Here is an 18,074-nt window from a genome sequence, read left to right on the forward strand (position 1 = left end):
GCATCAATGGCTAAAATAACACTCTCAAAACTGCGCCACAGCTATCTTTCAACGCCAAAGTCCGACTCGGACTATGCGCTGAAGGAAATTGATCTGGATTGGAACGATGGCGGCGCCTATGCGTTGCTGGGTCCGTCGGGCTGCGGCAAATCCACCTTGCTCAACATCATCTCGGGCCTGCTGGTGCCCTCCGAGGGCCAGATCCTGTTTGACGGCAACGACGTGACAGCCCTGCCCCCGGACCAGCGCAACATCGCGCAGGTGTTCCAGTTCCCGGTGATCTACGACACCATGACGGTCTACGACAATCTGGCCTTCCCGCTGCGCAACCGCGGCCGGGATGAGGCCACCGTGCACCAGCGGGTGATGGCAATTGCCGAAATGCTGGAAGTCACCGAGATGCTGGAGCAAAAGGCCGCGGGCCTGTCGCCCGACAACAAGCAGAAGATTTCGATGGGCCGGGGCCTGGTGCGCGAGGACGTGAACGTGGTGATGTTCGACGAACCGCTCACCGTGATCGACCCGCATCTGAAGTGGAAGCTGCGCTCCAAGCTGAAAGAGCTGCACCAGCGGGTGAAGGCGACGATGATCTACGTCACCCACGACCAGACCGAGGCGCTGACATTCGCCGATCAGGTGGTGGTGATGCAGCTGGGCGAGGTGGTGCAGATCGGCACCCCCGTCGAGCTGTTCGAACGCCCCGCCCATACATTCGTGGGTCACTTCATTGGCTCGCCGGGGATGAACATCCTGCCCTGCGAGCTGCAAAATGGCGCTGCGATGTTTGCCGGCAAGGCCGTTGCGCTGGAAGGCCCCGTTCAGGGCGCTGCGAACGGCAAGACAGAAATCGGCATCCGTCCGGAATTTGTCGCGCTGGCAGACCACGGCCTGCCCGCCACGGTCACCAAGGTTTCCGACGTAGGCCGCCATACGGTGGTGGAATGCGAGGCCGGCGGCCAGCGCGTCAATGCCGTTGTCGAAGCCAACGCCCCGGCCAAGGGCAGCGCCGTGCACCTCGCCTTCCGTCAGGACATGACCCGGCTTTACGTGGATGGCTGGCTTGCCACCTCCCCCGCTGCAGACGAACAAGGAGCAGCCTGATGAAAACCGAAAACCAGAAAGCCTGGTTCTTTGTGCTGCCGGTGCTGCTGCTGGTCGCCTTCAACGCGCTTATTCCGATGATGACGGTGGTCAACTATTCGGTGCAGGAAACCTTTGGCGACAACGTGTTCTTCTGGCAGGGGCTGGACTGGTTCCAGCAGATCCTGCGGTCGGACCGCTTCCATGCAGCGCTTGGCCGCCAGTTCATGTTCACCTTCCTAATCCTGATCATCGAAGTGCCGCTGGGCATCGCCATTGCTCTGTCGATGCCGCGCAGCGGCTTCTGGGTGCCGGTGTGCCTGGTGCTGATGGCGCTGCCGATGCTGATCCCGTGGAACGTGGTTGGCGCGATGTGGAACATCTTCACTTTGCCCGACATCGGCCTGCTGGGGTATTTCCTGAACCACACGCTGGGCATCAACTATGACATGACACAGGACCCCATCGCGGCCTGGGTCACCATTGTCACCATGGATGTCTGGCATTGGACCTCGCTGGTGGTGCTGCTGTCCTACGCGGGCCTGGTCTCGATCCCCGACGCCTATTACCAGGCGGCCAAGATCGACGGCGCCTCCAACTGGGCGGTGTTCCGGTTCATCCAGCTGCCGAAGATGAAGACGGTGCTGACCATCGCCATCCTGTTGCGCTTCATGGACAGCTTCAACATCTACACCGAGCCGTTTGTGCTCACTGGCGGCGGCCCCGGCAATTCCACCACGCTGCTGTCCATCGACCTGGTGAAAATCGCGCTTGGCCAGTTCGACCTTGGTCCTGCAGCCGCCATGTCGCTCATCTATTTCGCAATCACGCTCCTGGTCTCCTGGCTGTTCTATACGCTGATGACCAAGGACGATCTGAACTAAAGGAGGGGAACATGCAGAAACGATCCATCGTCCCCATTATCTATATCCTGTTCCTCATGCTGCCAATCTATTGGCTGGTGGCAATGAGCTTCAAGACCACCAACGAAATCCTGTCGGGCTTCTCGCTGTTCCCGCAGACCTTCACGCTGGAGAATTACGCGACCATCTTCACCGATCCCAGCTGGTACTGGGGCTATATCAACTCGATCCTGTACGTCACGATCAACACAGGTATCTCGATCGCGGTGGCGCTGCCTGCGGCTTATGCCTTCAGCCGCTACCGGTTCCTGGGCGACAAGCAGCTGTTCTTCTGGCTTTTGACCAACCGGATGGCACCGGCGGCGGTGTTTGCCCTGCCGTTCTTCCAGCTCTACTCCGCCGTTGAACTGTTCGACACCCATCTGGCGGTGGCGCTGGCACACTGCCTGTTCAACATCCCGCTGGCGGTCTGGATCCTTGAAGGCTTCATGGGCGGCATCCCCAAGGAATTGGACGAGACCGCCTTCGTCGACGGCTATTCCTTCCCGCGCTTCTTTGCGACGATCTTCATCCCATCGATCAAGGCTGGCGTGGGTGTGGCGGCATTCTTCTGCTTCATGTTCTCCTGGGTGGAGCTGCTCTTGGCCAAAACCCTGACCGCCGTCGCCGCAAAACCGATTGCCGCCACCATGACCAAAACCGCGTCCTCTGCGGGCTATGAACTGGGCCTCTTGGCGGCTGCGGGAACTCTGACAATCATTCCGGGCGCCATCGTGATCTGGTTTGTCCGCAACTACATCGCGAAGGGCTTCGCGATGGGGAGGGTGTAATGTTTTCATGGATGGCCTGGACCTGGCCCACAGCCCTGCTGTTCATCGGCATCTTCAGCGCCATCGGCGTGCTGATCGCGGTGGAAATCCGCCACCCCGGCGGCGCGGCCCGCAAGGGTGTGCTTGGCCTCACCACCACCCGCGGCGACCGGCTGTTCATCAGCCTCCTGGGCACCTCCTATATCTTCCTGGCCTGGCTGGGACTGGTGGGAATGCCGCTTTGGTGGCCCTTGGGTCTGGCAATCGCCTGGGGCGTCTTCTGCTTCTGGAAGGTCTGACACCTGCGGGTCAGCCCTGATACTGCCCCTGCGGGTCAAGGAGGCCGAAGGCCCCGCGCAGCGGCTTGTCCTTGACGCGCGAGACTTAAAAAAATTGAGACAGGCCTTGAAGCCAAACCTGCCCTTCAAGGCCCGTCTCAGCCAAACCCTCGAACCGATGCGTCAGGCACCGCCCGAAAGACTGGCCCATCACCCCGCAACCTGCTGAGACGACTCGCGCGGCAGCGCACAATTTGACAACAAACGCCCCAGCCGCCGCACGTCTCCTAAAAAAATAGTTTTCACCAGCCTCCCCTTCCCCTAGCATGACTGGAACCAACAAATGAGCCGGACAGCCGAGGCAATGCGCAAGAAACACGACAATTCCCTGCTGACCGAAGTGGAGCTGGAGTTCATGACCGCCGTCTGGGACATGGGCGGCGGCACTGTGCGCGACATTCTGGCCAAGCTGAACAAGGTGCAGGAACGCGCCTATACCTCGGTGGCCACGGTTCTGAAAATCATGGAGCAAAAGGGCTTCCTCACCAGCGAGCGCAAGGACCGCTCTTTGGTTTACCGCCCCGTCGTTCCCAAGGCAGAGTATCAGAAAACATCTCTGAAAAACCTTTCGAGCAAGCTTTTCAACGGCGCGCCCGCCGCCCTGGTGGCGCGGCTGGTCGATGATGAGGATGTGACCGACGAGATGCTCGAGGAGATGCGGGCGCTCTTGGAGGAAAGGCTGGGGGACAATGCCAACTGATGCTCTGCTGAATGCCTATTTTGACCTGAATATCCTGCTGCTGGCAGGGGCTGCGTTGTGGCTCTTAGCCCGCAAGCTGCTGGCGCGCAGCAAACTTGGCCGCGCTTACCAGCCGCAATTGCGGTTGCTGAACGGAATGACAGTGCTGCTGGCGGCGACGCCAGTGCTGATCATTGCCTTCACGCATTTCGTCACCCCCCATCCGCCGAATTTCTCCGACATGCTGGTCTCGCAGTATTTGCAGGGCAATGTCAGCATGAGCGCAGGCACGTTTGAGACGCTTCTGGGCTTGCGTGAGGATGCCATGCGCGGCCTCACCAGCCTGCAGCCGTTTTGGGCCCAGGCCCTGTCCGCCGCGTTTGCCGCCGGAGCGCTGATCTGCCTCGCCCATGTGGCCGTTTCCATCTTCCGCCTGCGCCAGAACCTGGGCTGCGCCTTTGTCTGGAAACGGATCGGCCGGGTGCAGCTGATGGTCTCCGACACAGTCCGCGTTGCTTATTCCACCCGCGGTCTGTTTTGCCGCTATGTGGTGCTGCCTTCGGCTCTGCTGAGCGATCCGCGCGATCTGCGCCTGACCGTTGCGCATGAGCTGCAGCACTTCCGCCAGCGGGATATCGAATGCGAGTTCCTGCTGGAGATGCTGCGCCCGCTGCTGTTCTGGAATCCGGCGTTTTATCTGTGGCGGCGCGAGGTGCGGCTGCTGCGCGAGTTTGCCTGCGATCAGGCGCTGATGGCGCGGCCCCGGTTTGAGGTACGCGCTTATTGCGAGTGCCTGATCCGCGCCTGCGCCCATGCCGCCCGCGGCCCGGCCCTGTTTACCCGCCGCAGCCCGGCAGTGGCCCTGGTCGACCGCCGCGAAACCCGCCGCGGCGCCTCGCTGCAACGCCGTATCATTGCGGTTACTGCCGCTCAGCCGCAGGGGCAAAACTCGCTGGGCTGGGGCCTGGTGTACCTGACCATGGCTGGGGCGGTGCTGGCCACAGCCATGCTGCTGCAGCGTCCCAGCGACTGGAGCCATGACCGCATCATGCTGTCGACCATCGTCAACCTGGAACGCATGGCCAGCCGCAGCACGTCACCTGCACTTGCCGTCAGCGCGCTGAACGGCGGTTTTGCTGTCCCCGCCCAGTAAGCAGCCGGTTTCCGGTTCCGGCCAGGTACAGCCGTCCAACATTTCAGAAATGCACTGCCTGTTCGGCATTTAGTGCCCGGCCACGGTTGCTTGGCGCCCCCGTCCCAGACAGGGCACGGCAGTTCCCCGCTCTTAGATTTCAAGACGCGAACAGGCATCACAGCCGGCACAGGCAGATTTCTGCAGGAGCGGCCCCGGCGCTTGAGCGGAGAAAGGACCAGGAACAATCCAGGGCGACAAAGCGCCTAAGGCACAGGCGTGTTCAGGCAGTCCGGCGCCGGAAATTGCGCCTATGGCTCAAGGGGATAGAACCTGGCCCTGCGGCGGCCTAGCTCTATGCCACGGCACACGGAACACCGTGGCCGCTGGTAACGAACCAAACAAACGAATGGAGTGTCTCACATGAAAAAATTCGCACTGACCGCCGCCGCCTTTGCTGTTCTGACCGCTGCGCCGCTGGCCGCAATGGAATCCATCACCGAGGCCGACGTGGATGGCAATGGCACCTATTCACTGGAAGAGCTGCAGGTGGCGTTTCCTGATCTGACTGCAGAAACCTTTGCCACCATCGACGCCAATGCCGATGGCGAGGCTGACCTGGCCGAGGTGAAGGCAGCGGCGGATGCCGGCCTGCTGGCAGCGGCCGGCTGAACCCGCGGCAAGGCGGCTCTCCCCCCGAAACCGGGCCGCCTTGCCACTTTGTGTCTCCCCCACTGTTAAATGGTGACACGGCCCCGCGCTGCGGGGCCTTTTACGTGGGATGATGCTGTTTAGCCCTTATCAGCCTGTTGCATCAGGCGGGCAATGTGGCGGGCGAAGATAAATGTGGCGGGCAGGCCCAGCAGCAGCCCCCAGCCCACCGCTTCATAGGGGCTGAACACCCGCCAGCCGATCCAGCTGCCTATCAGCGAGGCAAAGAAGATGTTGACTGCCGCAGCACCCGAGCCGAACGGGTAAAGCGCTGCCAGCAGGCGCCAGGAGGGCTGCGGTGTCATCGCCGGCTCACTAGGTATTGCACCACGCCAAGGCTGATGATCAGTGCGATGGAAGCGGCCAGGAACCAGAATTCCGCCATTTCTGTCTGCGGCTGCGGGATCGGGCGCTCGAAACCGGCGGCAAAGGCGCCGGAAGGGGCCAGCAGGGCGAGGGCAAAGAAGCGTTTCATCTCAGTGCTCCATGGTCAGGGATTGATAGATTTCCGGCAAGGCGCGCGGCAGCCGGGCCGGGTCGGGCAGCAGGGTGAAACCGGCGCGGCCAAAGATGCGGGCAAACCAGTCCTGCCCGTCAGCGTCGATCACCACGCCATGCACCGACTGGCCCAAGGCGCGGGCCTCGCGCACCGCCATGCGGCTGTCATCGATGCCGTGCACGCCTTCGTAGTGGTCCAGGTCGTTGGGCTTGCCGTCGGTTATTACCAGCAGCAGACGGCGTTCGGCGCCTTCTTCGGCCAATTGGGCGGAGGCATGGCGGATGGCGGCGCCGAGCCTTGTGTAGTGACCGGGTTTGAAGCCGCCGATGCGGGCGGTTACCGCCTCGGACATCGGATCCTCAAAACCCTTGGCGCGGGTCAGGAACACCCGGTCACGGCGCAGGGAGGAAAACCCCCAGATGCCCAGCCGGTCGCCCGCAGTGGCAATACCGCCTGCCAGGGCAGCAAGGGATTCCCGCGCCGTCTCAATCACCGGGCGGTCGCCGACGGTGGCCTCGGTGGATCGCGAGCAGTCCATCAGCACCGCCACGCTCAGGTCGCGCGCCATCGGGCGGCTGGCCTGCCAGACCCGGTCGCTGCCCTGCTGGCCGCAGGCGAGGTCGACGTGGGATTTCACCACCGCCTCAAGGTCCAGCTCATCGCCGTCCAATTGCCGGGGCAGCATCACCCGGCGCGGGTGCAACGGCGCGAACTGGCGGCGCACGCGGGCGACAAGTTTGGGGTCAGGCTGGAAGCTGTCAGCGGGCTTGCCCTCGGCCTCCAGCACACGGGTGTGATCGGGCATGTGTTTACCCAAGCGATGGTTCCATTCAGGATAGGTGAACTGCCCCGCCAGCCGTTCGTGTTCGGCGTCCTGCGGCGACAGGTCCAGCGAGATCCGCAACCGCGAGGCCGCGCGTTTCATATGCTGCGAGAGGGTGAGGTTGTCCTGATCCTCTGCCGCTTTTTGGGCATTCTCGTTGTCGTCATCATCCACCATCCGGTTGATGTTCAGGCTTTCGGCCCAGGACAGGATGGATTCAAACCGGTGGACGATGAAACTGTCCTTGCGGGTGGTCTGGTCCTGATCCTGGCGCTTGGCCGTTTTGCGCGTGGACACCGCGAGGCCGGGGGTTTTCATCTCTTCCGCCTCAGGCGCTGCCCCCCTGCCCGCCTGCGGCACTGGCAGGCGCAGCCAGAACGGCACCGGCTGATAGGTCCGGTAGCCGCGCGGTTCGGTGCAAGTGCAGGGTTCGGCGATCCGGCAATCCGAGCCGATCTGATCCAGCACCATCCGCTCAATCCGGGCCTCGGACCGCGGCAGGCCGCTGCGCTTGCGGGTTTCGGCAATATGGGCGCAGAACGCGCCATAGGCCGACCGCAGCCCTGGACAGGCGGCAAACACCTGATCGGCCGCGCGGGCATTGGCCGCGATCTCCAGCTGGTCGGCCTGGTAGCGGTCCTCGTTGCGTTCCGGCAGGTCTATCGTGGCGGCCATCGCCGCCAGCCACAGATAAGCCTTGCGGTTCAGCGCGCGGCTGGGGAAGGCAGCCATTTCCGGCGGCAGGCGCAGGCGCTCGCCGTCGAAGCTGGCCATATGCGTCATCTCCCGCGGAGTGCCGATGCGGCGCAGCCGGTCCGGACGGTGGTCCGACAGAACCGAGGGCGCCGGTTGGATTTCCACGCCCCCGGCCCCGCCCAGCGCCCGGAACAGCGCTGCCAGGCTGGCGCGCATGTCCTCAAACCGGACGGTGTGTTCCGCTTCGTCCCCGGCGGCGCCGATCCGTGTGGCCATGCCGTGCCACAGGTTGCCAACCGTCTCTTCGGGTTCCAGAAGGTCGAGAGCGTGGATCATGGCATCACCCGTAGACGCTGGCGGCGAGGTCGCGCAGCGCTTGGCTCACGTCTGCCTCGTCGCTGAGGGGTTCGATGATGGCGGCCTCCACCGCGCGCTCCACGCTCATGCCTTTGGCAATCAGCGTCGCGGCATAGATCAGCAGGCGTGTGGAGACCCCTTCCTCCAGATCCATGCCCGACAACTTGCGGATATGGCCCGCCAGCCGCACCAGCGCGGCAGAGCGGTCCGCGTCCAACCCGCTTTCAGACGCAACCACGGCGGTTTCGGCAGTGGCTTCGGGGAAGTCGAAGCTGATCGACAGGAACCGCTGCCGGGTCGAAGGTTTCAGCTTTTTCAGGATGTTCTGGTAGCCGGGGTTGTAGCTGGCGACCAGCATAAAGGGTTTGGGGGCTGACAGTTCCTCGCCCGTGCGGTCAATCACCAGGCGGCGGCGGTCGTCGGTCAAAGGGTGCAGCACCACGGCCACGTCTTTGCGCGCTTCAACCACTTCATCCAGATAGCAGATGCCGCCCTCGCGCACGGCGCGGGTCAGCGGCCCGTCCACCCAGACGGTTTCCCCGCCCTTCAGCAGGTAGCGCCCGATCAGATCGGCGGCGGACAGGTCGTCATGGCAGGCAACGGTGTGCAACGGCAGGCCCAGACGGGCTGCCATATGTTCCACGAACCGTGTCTTGCCGCAGCCGGTGGGCCCCTTCAGAAGAAGGGGCAGACCGTTGGCTTGGGCCATCTCGAAGACGGTGCATTCATCGCCTGCGGGACGGTAGAAGGGCACGGAAGGCATGTTCATCGCGTTCATGGCTTACTCTCCCGGTACGGCCGCGGGGCCGGGTTTGATGACTTCGCGGCGGACCACCACGGTTGCGTAGATGAACAGGAGCGCGCCCAGGACCACCACGACGCCAGAGCCGAGGCGCATCAGGTAGAACAGCCCCAGCTGGTCCTGCACATCCATGTAATAGTCGCCGACGATGCGCTGCATGTGGGTCTGGATGGTGCCGGCAAAGGTCAGCACAAAGGTCATAAAGGCCATGCCGCCGGTCATCAGCCAGAAGGACGCCATGTTCAGCACCTGGTTATAGGGATCGCGGTTGCGCAGATGCGGCATTGCATAGGTGAACATCGCCAGGTTCATCGCCACATAGGCGCCGTAAAACGCGAGGTGTCCGTGGGCGGCGGTGATCTGGGTGCCATGGGTATAGTAGTTCACCCCGTGCAGCGTGTGCAGGAAACCCCAGACGCCGGCGCCAAAGAAAGCCACGGTCGAAGCACCCAGCGACCACAGCAGCGCGGCCTTATTCGGGTGGTTCTTGCGGCCCTTCCAGACCATGACAAAGGCAAAGCTCATCATTGCGAAGAACGGGATCACTTCGAGGGTCGAGAAGATCGAGCCGACCCACTGCCAGTAACCCGGTGTGCCGATCCAGAGGAAATGGTGGCCCGTGCCGAGGATGCCGGAGAACAGCGCCAGGGCAACGATGACATAGAGCCATTTCTCCACCACTTCGCGGTCCACACCGGTCAGTTTCAGCATCAGGTAGCCAAGGATCGCGGCCATCACCAGCTCCCAGGTGGCTTCCACCCACAGGTGCACAACAAACCACCAGTACATTTTATCAAGGCTGAGGTTGTCCGGGTTGATAAAGGCAAAGATCCACAACAGCGACAGCAGCCACAGGCCCATCAGCAGGATGTTGGTGATCGCGGTTTTGCGGCCCGCCAGCACGGTCAGGGAGATATTCACAAGGAAGATCACCGCCGCAACCAGAATGCCGAACTTGACCCACAGGGGCTGTTCCAGGAACTCCCGCCCGCCGTGGATGCCGACGAGGTAAGATCCGACCGCGCCCAGTGTGCCAACAACCAGAATGGCCAGCTGGATATAGGCGAGTTTGACCGAGAAAATCTCACGTTCGGATTCCTCGGGGATCAGGTAATAGGCGGCACCGAAAAAGCCCAGCAGCAGCCAGACAATCAGCGCGTTGGTGTGCAGCATCCGCACGATGTTGAAGGGGAGCAGCTCGCTCAGCGTGTTGGGCCAGACATAGATCCAGCCGGCCAGAAGCCCGCCAAGGACCTGGATTGCAAACAGGCCCATTGCCACCATGAAATAGGCATAGGCCACCTTTTGTGATTGATACTTCATTGTTTTTCTCCCTCAGCCCGCGTCATTCGGAGGCCAGTTCTGGGTATCGGTCTGATCCGCCCAGCGCAGGAATTCAGAAAGGCCGCGCATTTCTTCCTCGGTGATCTCGAAATGCGGCATTTGGCGGCGGCCCTCGACACCGGACGGCTGGGCTTCCATCCAGCCATTCAGCATTTCATAGGCGTCCTCGGGTTCGTCCAGCACGCCCCAGCGGGTCATCACGTTGCCGACTTCAGGGGCGAAATAGGCGCCCTCGCCATGCAGGGTGTGGCAATTGATGCAGGAGTGACGCTCCCACACGTGTTTGCCCAGCCGCACCGCGTCGGTTAGTTCCATGCCAGCAGTGGAGGTCTTGACGATGTAGCGGTGGCTGTGCGCGGTCATGGCCACGAACACGACAACGAAGAACAAGGAGCCCCCGTAGAACACGTTCCTGGCCCGCGACTTAGTAAGTATCTCTGACATATCGCGGTCCTGAGTACAGTTGCGGATAGGGTCTGCCTAAACCCGCGCACCGCCGCGTATGTTGTTAAAGCGCAAAGACCGGACCCATTGCTGCACGCAAGATGCAAGAAAAGGAGGACACGCCATGCGACGCCCCGATTTCGACAACCCGGAATTGCCCCTGTCAGACCTGTTTCATCACTGGCCCGCCTGCGCGGCTGAGTTCATGCGCCGCCAGATGATCTGCCCCGGCTGCCCGATCGCCCCCTTTCACACACTGATCGACGCCTGTGAGGAATACGGGCTGGAGGAGATGGGTTTTCGCGAGCAATTGCGGGGGCTGGTGCAGGCCAAATAAAACTATTTTCAAGATATTGCTGCTGCTCTCTTGCAATCATGCATCGCATACCCCATCTCGGTCCAGCAAAGCTTCTTCTTAGACCTTCTGTTTCCTAACGGCCCCAGTTGTTCCTATGTCGACACTGGGCCGGGCTATCGCGTGTTGCGGATGGCATTTATCAAGGAGACGACACGATGGCCAATGGCACCGTGAAATGGTTCAACTCGCAAAAAGGTTTTGGTTTCATCGCGCCCGAGCAGGGATCGCGGGACATCTTTGTCCACATTTCCGCTTTGGAACGCGCTGGCATCCAGCAGCTTGACGATGGCCAAGCCGTGACTTTCGACATCGAAAGCGGCCGCGACGGACGTGAGTCCGCCAGCAATCTTGCGCTTGCGTAAGCCTTTGCAGGCATGAACTATTGACGGGAGCATTCTTGCGATGCCCCCGTTTCCTGCATCTGCCCTGTTTAACCTGCAGATGCGGTTCTCTTCCAAAAATTACCGAAAGAACAAACTTGATAGAAATCTCTTGGGGTTCTCCCATGACCATTTTCCTGCCCTCGGAAGGCCGGACACAAAAAATCTCGACGATTGAACAAGCCCACTTCTGGCTGCAGAAAGCCTGGCCGGTTTCTGATCAAAACAGAAACATCGCGCTTGAGAAAATTGATGCCGTCATGGACTGTCTCGCCCCCGTCGACGCCGCACGCGCAGCTTTCCTCTCTGCAGTTGATACAGCTGGGTTTCACCCGGAAACCCTTGCTGCTGCTTAGATCGCCGCGCCTCACGCATCGGTTCCTGCCGCAGCAGAGAAACAGCCAAAGCTGAGCGTTCGCCCGCGAGTGTAAACCCTGCCCCGAAATCAAACCAGTAAGAGTGACAACATGACTAAGCTGAAAATCGAGGGGCTGGGCCTGGCCGGATTATCCCGCAAGGAAACAGCGATCGAAAAGACGTCACGTGCAGCGCGTGAAATCCTCGACGACGAAAACGAGCTTCGGCGCAGAAAAATTGAGCGTCTTAAACGGACCCGGCTTCAATATGAGCACGGTAGTCAGCAGCCCGAAGACACTCAATAATAAAGACACCGGTCAAGAAGGCTCGTGCCTGCTGAACCTCGTGCCGTCTGAACACTGGGCATAGCCCGCCCACAGGCCGGCCAGGGCGGCAATCGCAGCGAATGGCCTGTGCAGTTTCTGGGTGCAGTTTACCTGCGCACCAACGAAACCTTCCCCGCTTGGCGTTCCGGCCTCTTGCCCTAAAAGTTACCTGCGCTGCCAGCGGGACACTTCCCGGTCTTTCAGCCGCCCCTACCCCTGCGCGCCGCTCAGGACCACCAGCCGGTGCGGGTCGGTGACAACGATATGCTTGCGGGTGGAATGAACAATGCCGTCCTTCTCCCAGGCCGACAGCAGGCGGCTGACGGTGTGCAGCGTGGTGCCGGTCATCTCGGAGATGTTGCGGCGGGTCACTGGAAAAGCGATCTCGATCCCCTCCTCCACCTTGCGGCCCGACTGGGTCACCATCCGCAACAGCGCCGCCGCCACCCGTTGCTCCACCGCTTGCGTCGCCAGTTCGGTGATCCTTGTCTGCATCTCGCCTAGGCGCTGGCCCAGCGTGTTGTAGCTCTCGGTGGCAAAGCCCTGGTACTTGGCGGTGAACTCGCCCCACAGCCGCACCGGCCAGGACAGCGCCAGCGATTCCGATGCCGCCACAGCCGTCGCCGGATAGGTGTCGCGGTTCAGAGCGGGCGCAATGCCGAACAGCTGGCCCGGCGAGATATGCAGCGCGATGATCTGCTCGCCGCCCTCGGTGGTTTTCACAACACGGATGTAGCCGTCCAGCAGCAGGTGGAAGCGGTCGGCGTCATGGCCTTCGTGAAAAACCTCATTGCCCTCGTCATAGCGCTTGGGCAGTGCTTGATTGAGGATCTCACGGATCTGGCCGCGCTCCAGGAGGCTGAAGGGCGGCAGCCCGGTCAGGAGGCTTTCGTCGAGCTTGGACAAGAATGCACCGCAAGTTTGCTGAAGGACAAAGAGATGACCCTGCCGTTATCGCATAGTGACGCCAGAGGAAACAACCGTGCGGGAAAAACGGGAACCCGGAATTGGGGGAGCCTCCCTCCTCCCTGCCCGCCGGTGCTGATCCACGGGGTTCGGCGAAAGATTGCGTCCCTTGCGCTGAACCGGCGGGCGGCACCTGACCAGTGCCGCCCGCCTTTCTTTGATTGGACACTTGGAGGCCGAAATGGCTGCGCGAACCGACTATTCTGGACCCGTCCTTTTTTCCTTTGGCTTCAGGCCGTTCTTTCTTGGGGCCTGCCTGTTTGCCCTGCTGGCGATCCCCGCCTGGCTGCTGATCTGGCAAGGCACGCTGGAGTACAGCGGACCGTTTCTGCCAACCGACTGGCACATTCATGAGATGATCTTTGGCTACGGCGCGGCGGTCGTGGCGGGTTTCCTGTTCACTGCCGTGCCCAACTGGACCGGGCGGATGCCTGCGCGCGGCTGGCCGCTGGCGCTGCTTTCAGGCCTTTGGCTGCTGGGCCGGATCGCCGCTGCCGGCTGGCTGGGGCTGCCGGCGCTTGGGGTGATGGTTGCGGACTGCGCCTTTCTGGCCGCTGTGGTTGTGATGATCGCGCGCGAAATCATCGCGGGTGAGAACTGGCGCAATCTTAAGGTGCTGGTGCCGATCACCCTGCTGGGGGTGGCCAATGCCTGCTTCCATATTGAGGCGATGACCGAGGGAGCGGCTGATATCTCGCGCCGTTTGGGAATTGCCGTGCTGATTTTTTTGATCATGCTGATCGGCGGGCGGATCATCCCCAGTTTCACCAGCAATTGGCTGGCCAAGCACGGCGCAGAGAAGATGCCGGTCCCATTCGGCAAATTCGATGCCGTGACCCTCGCGTCGGGTGCTGCCGCTTTGCTCGCCTGGACCGCAGCGCCCTGGGCTGCCGTCAGCGGTGTGCTGTTAATGGCTGCCGGGCTGCTGCACGTATTGCGATTGGCACGCTGGTGCGGGCTGGCCAGCCTTGGTGAGCCGCTGCTGTTCATGCTGCATGCGGCCTATGCGCTGGTGCCTGTAGGGCTGATTGCCGCCGCGGCAGTGCCATTTGGCTTGCTCGAACCCGCCGCAGCCGCGCATATCCTGGGTATCGGCGCCGTTGGCGGCATGACATTGGCCGTCATGATGCGCGCCACCATGGGCCACAGCGGCCGGCCGCTGGTTGCAGGCCCGGCTCTGACCGCAGCCTTTGCGCTGGTCATAGCGTCTGCCGCTTTGCGGGTTGCAGGCAGCACTGAACTGGCCGCGGGCTGGACCGGCATCACCGTTTCCGGAGGTTTATGGACCGCTGGGTTTGCGCTGATGGTGCTGAAAACCGGGCCTTGGCTGGCAACCCGGCGTGCGGGATCCAAGAAAGTGTCAGGAACGCAGGCCGAGCACCGGACCTAGAGCACAAATGAGGCCGTAAAGACGGCAAAGCTTACGCAAATTTAACGGCCTTCTCAGAGAGTGATATTCCGGGTAACTAGGCTTTGGATAGTGTGGGGAGGTCCTAAATGCAGTGGAAAGCTGCTGCCGCTGCTGTAGTGCCGCTGCTGCTATGGGCCGTCCAGAGCCTGGCGCAACCCGCCGGGCTTGAAGCATTCAAGCGGCCCGCTGCCGTGCCATTCCCAGAGGCTGCGCCCTACAGCCGTGAAATTGCCACCTTAGGCAAGATGCTGTTCTTTGATCCGCGCCTGTCCGGCGGCCAAAACATCAGCTGCTCAAGCTGCCACAACCCTTCTTTCGGCTGGGAAACCCCGGTTCCCAAAGCCATTGGCGCGGCAAACAAACCCGTGCGCCGCCATGCGCCGACACTCCTGAACGCGGCCTGGATCACCCCGCTGTTCTGGGACGGGCGCGCGGACAGCCTGGAAGCGCAGGCCATTGGGCCGATCACCGCTCCGGATGAGATGAACGCAACCTTTGACGGCATCACAGCCCGCCTGACTGCGGTGCATGAATACAAAACCTGGTTCGAGCGTCTGTTCCCCGGGCGGGGGATCAGCAAGGAGACCGTCCTAACCGCACTCGCCACCTACCAGCGCACGATTGTCAGCGGCGTGGCCAGTTTCGACCGCTGGGTAAGCGGGGATGCTGCTGCAGTGCCGGAGGCCGCCAAACGCGGCTTTGCACTGTTTAACGGACGGGCGAATTGCGTGTCCTGTCATTCCGGCTGGATGTTCACGGACAACCAGCTGCATGACATCGGAATTCAAACAACCGATCTTGGCGGCGGCGGCCTGACACCGCCGGACCCGGAGCTGAACTACCGCTTCAAGACCCCCGGACTGCGCAACATCGCTCTGCGGGCACCGTATATGCACGACGGTTCGCTCACCTCGTTGCGCGAGGTAGTCCGCCACTATGCCGGCGGCGGCGGCGCCAAGGCAACCCGAACGCCGGATATCGAAGGTTTTTTAGCCACCGAAGAGGAAATCACCGACCTGATCGCCTTTCTGCAGACGCTGACGGATACCGATACCAATGTGCCAACCCCTATTCTGCCGGCAAACTGATGCGCATGGCTGAGGGTCCCCGCTTATGAATATCAAACGCTCCACCGTGCTGCCGGTTCTGGTGATTGCGGTTGCGGCACTGCTTGCGGCGCTGCTGATCGGCAGCATGGCGATGTATGCCTCCAGCCGGAAAGATGCGGTGCTGGAAGCCTCGCTTGAGGTGACCCGGCGCGCCAGCGGCGTCAGCACCGGCATCACGGCCGCCGAAGTTTATGCCCAAGACGTTCTGGCGATGACGCGGCTGATCCCGCAGGAAGAAGTGGCCAGCCAGTTTCAATCTTACCTCAAGGAAATCAACCGCGATCTCAGCGCCTTGCTGAAGCAACCGCTGCCTGGCCCGCTGCGGGCCGAGGCTGAAACCCTGAATCATACGCTGACAGAGTGGTGCGAATTGGCGGTTGTGCTTTTGGGCATCAAACCTGCAAAGGACATTCCCACTCTAAGCACATTGATGATGAGCAGCGAGGCGGTTACCCGGCAAGCTGCCACCGTGACCGGCCTGGCGGCTGTGCATGCGGAACAGGCCGTTGCGGCGGCGAACCGGGCGTTGTCCCGTATTTTTGTTCTGGGGCTGACCGGCACTGCACTGCTTATGCTTGCAGCACTGATTTTTGCCATTCGCAAAGCACATGCCGTCTCCGGCGCGATGCAATTGGCGGCTTCCAAGCTGCGGCGGCTGGCAAGCCGGGAGCAATTTGCGCCTTCACAGGAAGCAAGTGAGATTTCTGCCGTATTTGCGGCGCTGAATACGCTGGAAACCAGTCTGGAGGAAAAGAAGCGGATCGCCGAGCGGCTGCAGCAGGAAAAAGCCCGGGCTGAAGCTGCCACCGAGACCAAATCCCGCTTCCTGGCAACCATGAGCCACGAGATCCGCACGCCTATCAACGGGGTTCTGGGGATGGCGGAAGTGCTGAATGAAACCAGCCTGACATCTGAACAGAAATCCTGCACCGGCACCATTCTGGCATCGTCCGAGGCGCTGTTGCGCATCGTCAACGACATTCTCGATTTCTCCAAGCTGGAGGCCGGAAAAGAGCAGATGCTGGAGCAGCCCTTTAACCTGCGCGATGTGATTTATGACGTCGCCACGCTGATGTCGCCCAGCGCATCCGCCAAGGGGCTGGAGATCTGTATCGACATCCCGGAGAACACGCCTGCCGTCTTTACCGGCGACAGCGGCCGGGTGCGGCAGATTCTGATGAACCTGGTGGGCAACGCGGTAAAGTTCACTCTGGAAGGTTACATCAGCATCACCCTGAACTACGACGCCAGCCATGCTATTCCTCTGTGCATCGATGTACGTGATACCGGGGTCGGCATCCCCGAAGGCAGCATCGGCCAAATCTTTCACGCTTTCGAGCAGGTCGAAAGCACCACCGCCCGGCGATTTGAGGGCACCGGTCTGGGCCTGGCAATCTCGTCGCGCCTGGCGCAGGCCATGGGCGGGCGGATTGATGTGAACTCTGAGGCCGGCACCGGGTCCTGCTTCACTGTTTGCCTGACGCTGCCGGTTGCGGCTCCGGCGTCCGCCCTTTCCCGGCCGCTTGCGGGCAAACTGGTGGCTGTGGCTGCGGATCTGGCCTTTGCCCGCGACGTGCGGCAGCGCCAGCTGGCTCTTTGGGGGGCAGACACAATCGCGCTTCACGGCATGGACGGTCTGCTGGAAAAAGTGGCCGCAATGGCTGCTGAACAGCGGCAGCCGGATCTGGTGCTGGTTGAAACCAGCCTGCCGCTGGAGCAAGCCAGAAGCCTGTGCCGGAACCTGCACAGTCTGCCAGGGTGCAGGGAAATGCCGATCATTTTCTGCACCGGCGGCCAGATGCTGGCCGAATATGAAGTGCTGAAGGAATGCAAGACATTGCGTGTGCTGATGAAACCGGCACGCAACAAATTGCTACTGCAGACCCTGCAGGAGGTCTTGAACATTGGTGTTCTGCCGGCCGCCGCAGAGCTGCCAAGCGCCGGACAGACAGCCGGGCAATTCAGCCACTTGCGCCTGCTGGCAGCAGAGGACAACCGTACCAACCAACTGGTTTTGCAGAAAATGCTGGCCCCTACCGGCATTCAGCTGACCATTTGCAGCAATGGGCAAGAAGCCGTGGATACATTTATCGCACAACGTTTCGATCTGGTGCTGATGGACATGTCGATGCCGGTGATGGATGGCCTTGAAGCCACCCGGCGCCTGCGGGCCTGGGAGCAGGAGAACGGCCGGGCGCCCTGCCCGGTCCTTGCGCTGACCGCCAATGTGCTGAGCACCGACGAAGCGGCCTGCCGCGCCGCAGGCATGGTTGAGTTTCTTTCCAAGCCGATGCGCAAGCAGCTGCTGCTGGAACAAATTGCCAAGTGGACTGATACGCCGTCTGCCACTGATGCAACGCTGCAGGCCCGGCAAGCCTGACACGCAGGGTCCCGGCCTTTGGCTTTACCTGTGACGCAATGGCGCTGATCCGTCATGAAAATCACGACAATACACAAAATCACACTAATTCGTGATAAAGTGGGCGCCTGTCTGTGCCCCGGATTGAGTGCATTTCCGGAACCTGGGAAGGCGTTTGCCGGCACCGCTCGCACGGGGATGGCGAGCCGCACTCAATGGCAGTTTTGGTGA

The 18,074-nt window shown here is 61.6% G+C and carries 21 protein-coding genes; 14 read left to right on the forward strand and 7 right to left on the reverse strand.

What is annotated here, in order from left to right; genetic code table 11:
- Positions 1-6 precede the first annotated feature (6 nt).
- The 7 genes from K3724_RS15470 (at position 7) to K3724_RS15500 (ending at position 5,573) form a co-directional block, all read left to right on the forward strand.
- Positions 7-1,101 (forward strand): ABC transporter ATP-binding protein, encoded by a 1,095-nt coding sequence (locus K3724_RS15470; RefSeq protein ID WP_259986762.1) that lies wholly within the window; start codon positions 7-9, stop codon positions 1,099-1,101.
- On the forward strand, positions 1,101-1,964 hold the full coding sequence (locus K3724_RS15475; RefSeq protein ID WP_129371819.1) for a carbohydrate ABC transporter permease: 864 nt from the start codon (positions 1,101-1,103) through the stop codon (positions 1,962-1,964). Before K3724_RS15470 ends, K3724_RS15475 begins: the two co-directional genes overlap by 1 nt.
- An 11-nt stretch (positions 1,965-1,975) precedes the next feature.
- Positions 1,976-2,773: a carbohydrate ABC transporter permease gene (locus tag K3724_RS15480; protein ID WP_129371820.1), complete on the forward strand. Its 798-nt coding sequence runs from the start codon at positions 1,976-1,978 to the stop codon at positions 2,771-2,773.
- On the forward strand, positions 2,773-3,051 hold the full coding sequence (locus tag K3724_RS15485) for a DUF2160 domain-containing protein (RefSeq protein WP_027259960.1): 279 nt from the start codon (positions 2,773-2,775) through the stop codon (positions 3,049-3,051). The genes K3724_RS15480 and K3724_RS15485 overlap by 1 nt, the downstream gene beginning before the upstream one ends.
- Before the next feature lie 322 nt (positions 3,052-3,373).
- Positions 3,374-3,790, forward strand: a complete 417-nt coding sequence (locus K3724_RS15490; protein WP_259986763.1) for a BlaI/MecI/CopY family transcriptional regulator — start codon at positions 3,374-3,376, stop codon at positions 3,788-3,790.
- Complete coding sequence (locus K3724_RS15495; RefSeq protein WP_259986764.1) at positions 3,780-4,922, forward strand: M56 family metallopeptidase; 1,143 nt, start codon at positions 3,780-3,782, stop codon at positions 4,920-4,922. The genes K3724_RS15490 and K3724_RS15495 overlap by 11 nt, the downstream gene beginning before the upstream one ends.
- Positions 4,923-5,324: 402 nt before the next feature.
- Positions 5,325-5,573 carry an EF-hand domain-containing protein gene (locus tag K3724_RS15500; RefSeq protein WP_129371822.1) on the forward strand — a complete coding sequence of 83 codons (249 nt, stop codon included), beginning with the start codon at positions 5,325-5,327 and terminating at the stop codon, positions 5,571-5,573.
- Between the two features lie 119 nt (positions 5,574-5,692).
- Here the strand turns inward: K3724_RS15500 and K3724_RS15505 are convergent, their stop codons facing one another.
- Genes K3724_RS15505 through K3724_RS15530 form a run of 6 tightly spaced genes read right to left on the reverse strand, consistent with a single transcriptional unit; the run spans position 5,693 to position 10,577 of the window.
- Positions 5,693-5,917 (reverse strand): NnrT protein, encoded by a 225-nt coding sequence (locus tag K3724_RS15505; RefSeq protein WP_259986765.1) that lies wholly within the window; start codon positions 5,915-5,917, stop codon positions 5,693-5,695.
- Positions 5,914-6,087, reverse strand: coding sequence for a hypothetical protein (locus tag K3724_RS15510; protein WP_259986766.1), 174 nt, complete (start codon positions 6,085-6,087; stop codon positions 5,914-5,916). Before K3724_RS15510 ends, K3724_RS15505 begins: the two co-directional genes overlap by 4 nt.
- Position 6,088: 1 nt before the next feature.
- A complete protein-coding gene (locus K3724_RS15515; protein WP_259986767.1) occupies positions 6,089-7,966 on the reverse strand; it encodes a nitric oxide reductase activation protein NorD in 1,878 nt (625 codons plus the stop codon).
- A gap of 4 nt (positions 7,967-7,970) precedes the next feature.
- Positions 7,971-8,765: a CbbQ/NirQ/NorQ/GpvN family protein gene (locus K3724_RS15520; protein ID WP_129371826.1), complete on the reverse strand. Its 795-nt coding sequence runs from the start codon at positions 8,763-8,765 to the stop codon at positions 7,971-7,973.
- Between the two features lie 3 nt (positions 8,766-8,768).
- On the reverse strand, positions 8,769-10,112 hold the full coding sequence (locus K3724_RS15525; protein WP_259986768.1) for a cbb3-type cytochrome c oxidase subunit I: 1,344 nt from the start codon (positions 10,110-10,112) through the stop codon (positions 8,769-8,771).
- A 12-nt stretch (positions 10,113-10,124) separates the two neighbouring features.
- Positions 10,125-10,577: a cytochrome c gene (locus K3724_RS15530; protein ID WP_129371828.1), complete on the reverse strand. Its 453-nt coding sequence runs from the start codon at positions 10,575-10,577 to the stop codon at positions 10,125-10,127.
- Positions 10,578-10,701: 124 nt separating this feature from the next.
- Between K3724_RS15530 and K3724_RS15535 the strand changes: the two genes are divergently transcribed.
- From K3724_RS15535 to K3724_RS15550, 4 genes are all read left to right on the forward strand, one after another.
- Entirely contained in the window at positions 10,702-10,914 is a 213-nt protein-coding gene (locus K3724_RS15535) for a hypothetical protein (protein WP_259986769.1), read from the forward strand.
- Between the two features lie 176 nt (positions 10,915-11,090).
- Positions 11,091-11,297 (forward strand): cold-shock protein, encoded by a 207-nt coding sequence (locus tag K3724_RS15540; RefSeq protein WP_129371830.1) that lies wholly within the window; start codon positions 11,091-11,093, stop codon positions 11,295-11,297.
- Positions 11,298-11,440: 143 nt separating this feature from the next.
- Positions 11,441-11,671 (forward strand): DUF982 domain-containing protein, encoded by a 231-nt coding sequence (locus tag K3724_RS15545; protein ID WP_259986770.1) that lies wholly within the window; start codon positions 11,441-11,443, stop codon positions 11,669-11,671.
- Positions 11,672-11,782: 111 nt separating this feature from the next.
- Positions 11,783-11,977: a hypothetical protein gene (locus K3724_RS15550; RefSeq protein ID WP_259986771.1), complete on the forward strand. Its 195-nt coding sequence runs from the start codon at positions 11,783-11,785 to the stop codon at positions 11,975-11,977.
- 231 nt (positions 11,978-12,208) lie between these two features.
- Here the strand turns inward: K3724_RS15550 and K3724_RS15555 are convergent, their stop codons facing one another.
- Positions 12,209-12,904, reverse strand: a complete 696-nt coding sequence (locus K3724_RS15555; protein WP_259986772.1) for a Crp/Fnr family transcriptional regulator — start codon at positions 12,902-12,904, stop codon at positions 12,209-12,211.
- A 241-nt stretch (positions 12,905-13,145) separates the two neighbouring features.
- Here K3724_RS15555 and K3724_RS15560 point away from each other — a divergent pair, with 241 nt between their 5' ends.
- The 3 genes from K3724_RS15560 to K3724_RS15570 all read left to right on the forward strand — a co-directional run bounded on the left by K3724_RS15560 (position 13,146) and on the right by K3724_RS15570 (position 17,864).
- A complete protein-coding gene (locus K3724_RS15560; protein ID WP_259986777.1) occupies positions 13,146-14,354 on the forward strand; it encodes an NnrS family protein in 1,209 nt (402 codons plus the stop codon).
- Positions 14,355-14,461: 107 nt separating this feature from the next.
- Positions 14,462-15,463, forward strand: a complete 1,002-nt coding sequence (locus tag K3724_RS15565) for a cytochrome-c peroxidase (protein ID WP_259986787.1) — start codon at positions 14,462-14,464, stop codon at positions 15,461-15,463.
- Between the two features lie 25 nt (positions 15,464-15,488).
- On the forward strand, positions 15,489-17,864 hold the full coding sequence (locus K3724_RS15570) for a response regulator (protein ID WP_259986796.1): 2,376 nt from the start codon (positions 15,489-15,491) through the stop codon (positions 17,862-17,864).
- Positions 17,865-18,074: the final 210 nt, after the last annotated feature.

Source organism: Leisingera sp. M658, from assembly GCF_025144145.1.
Classification (GTDB): Bacteria; Pseudomonadota; Alphaproteobacteria; order Rhodobacterales; family Rhodobacteraceae; genus Leisingera.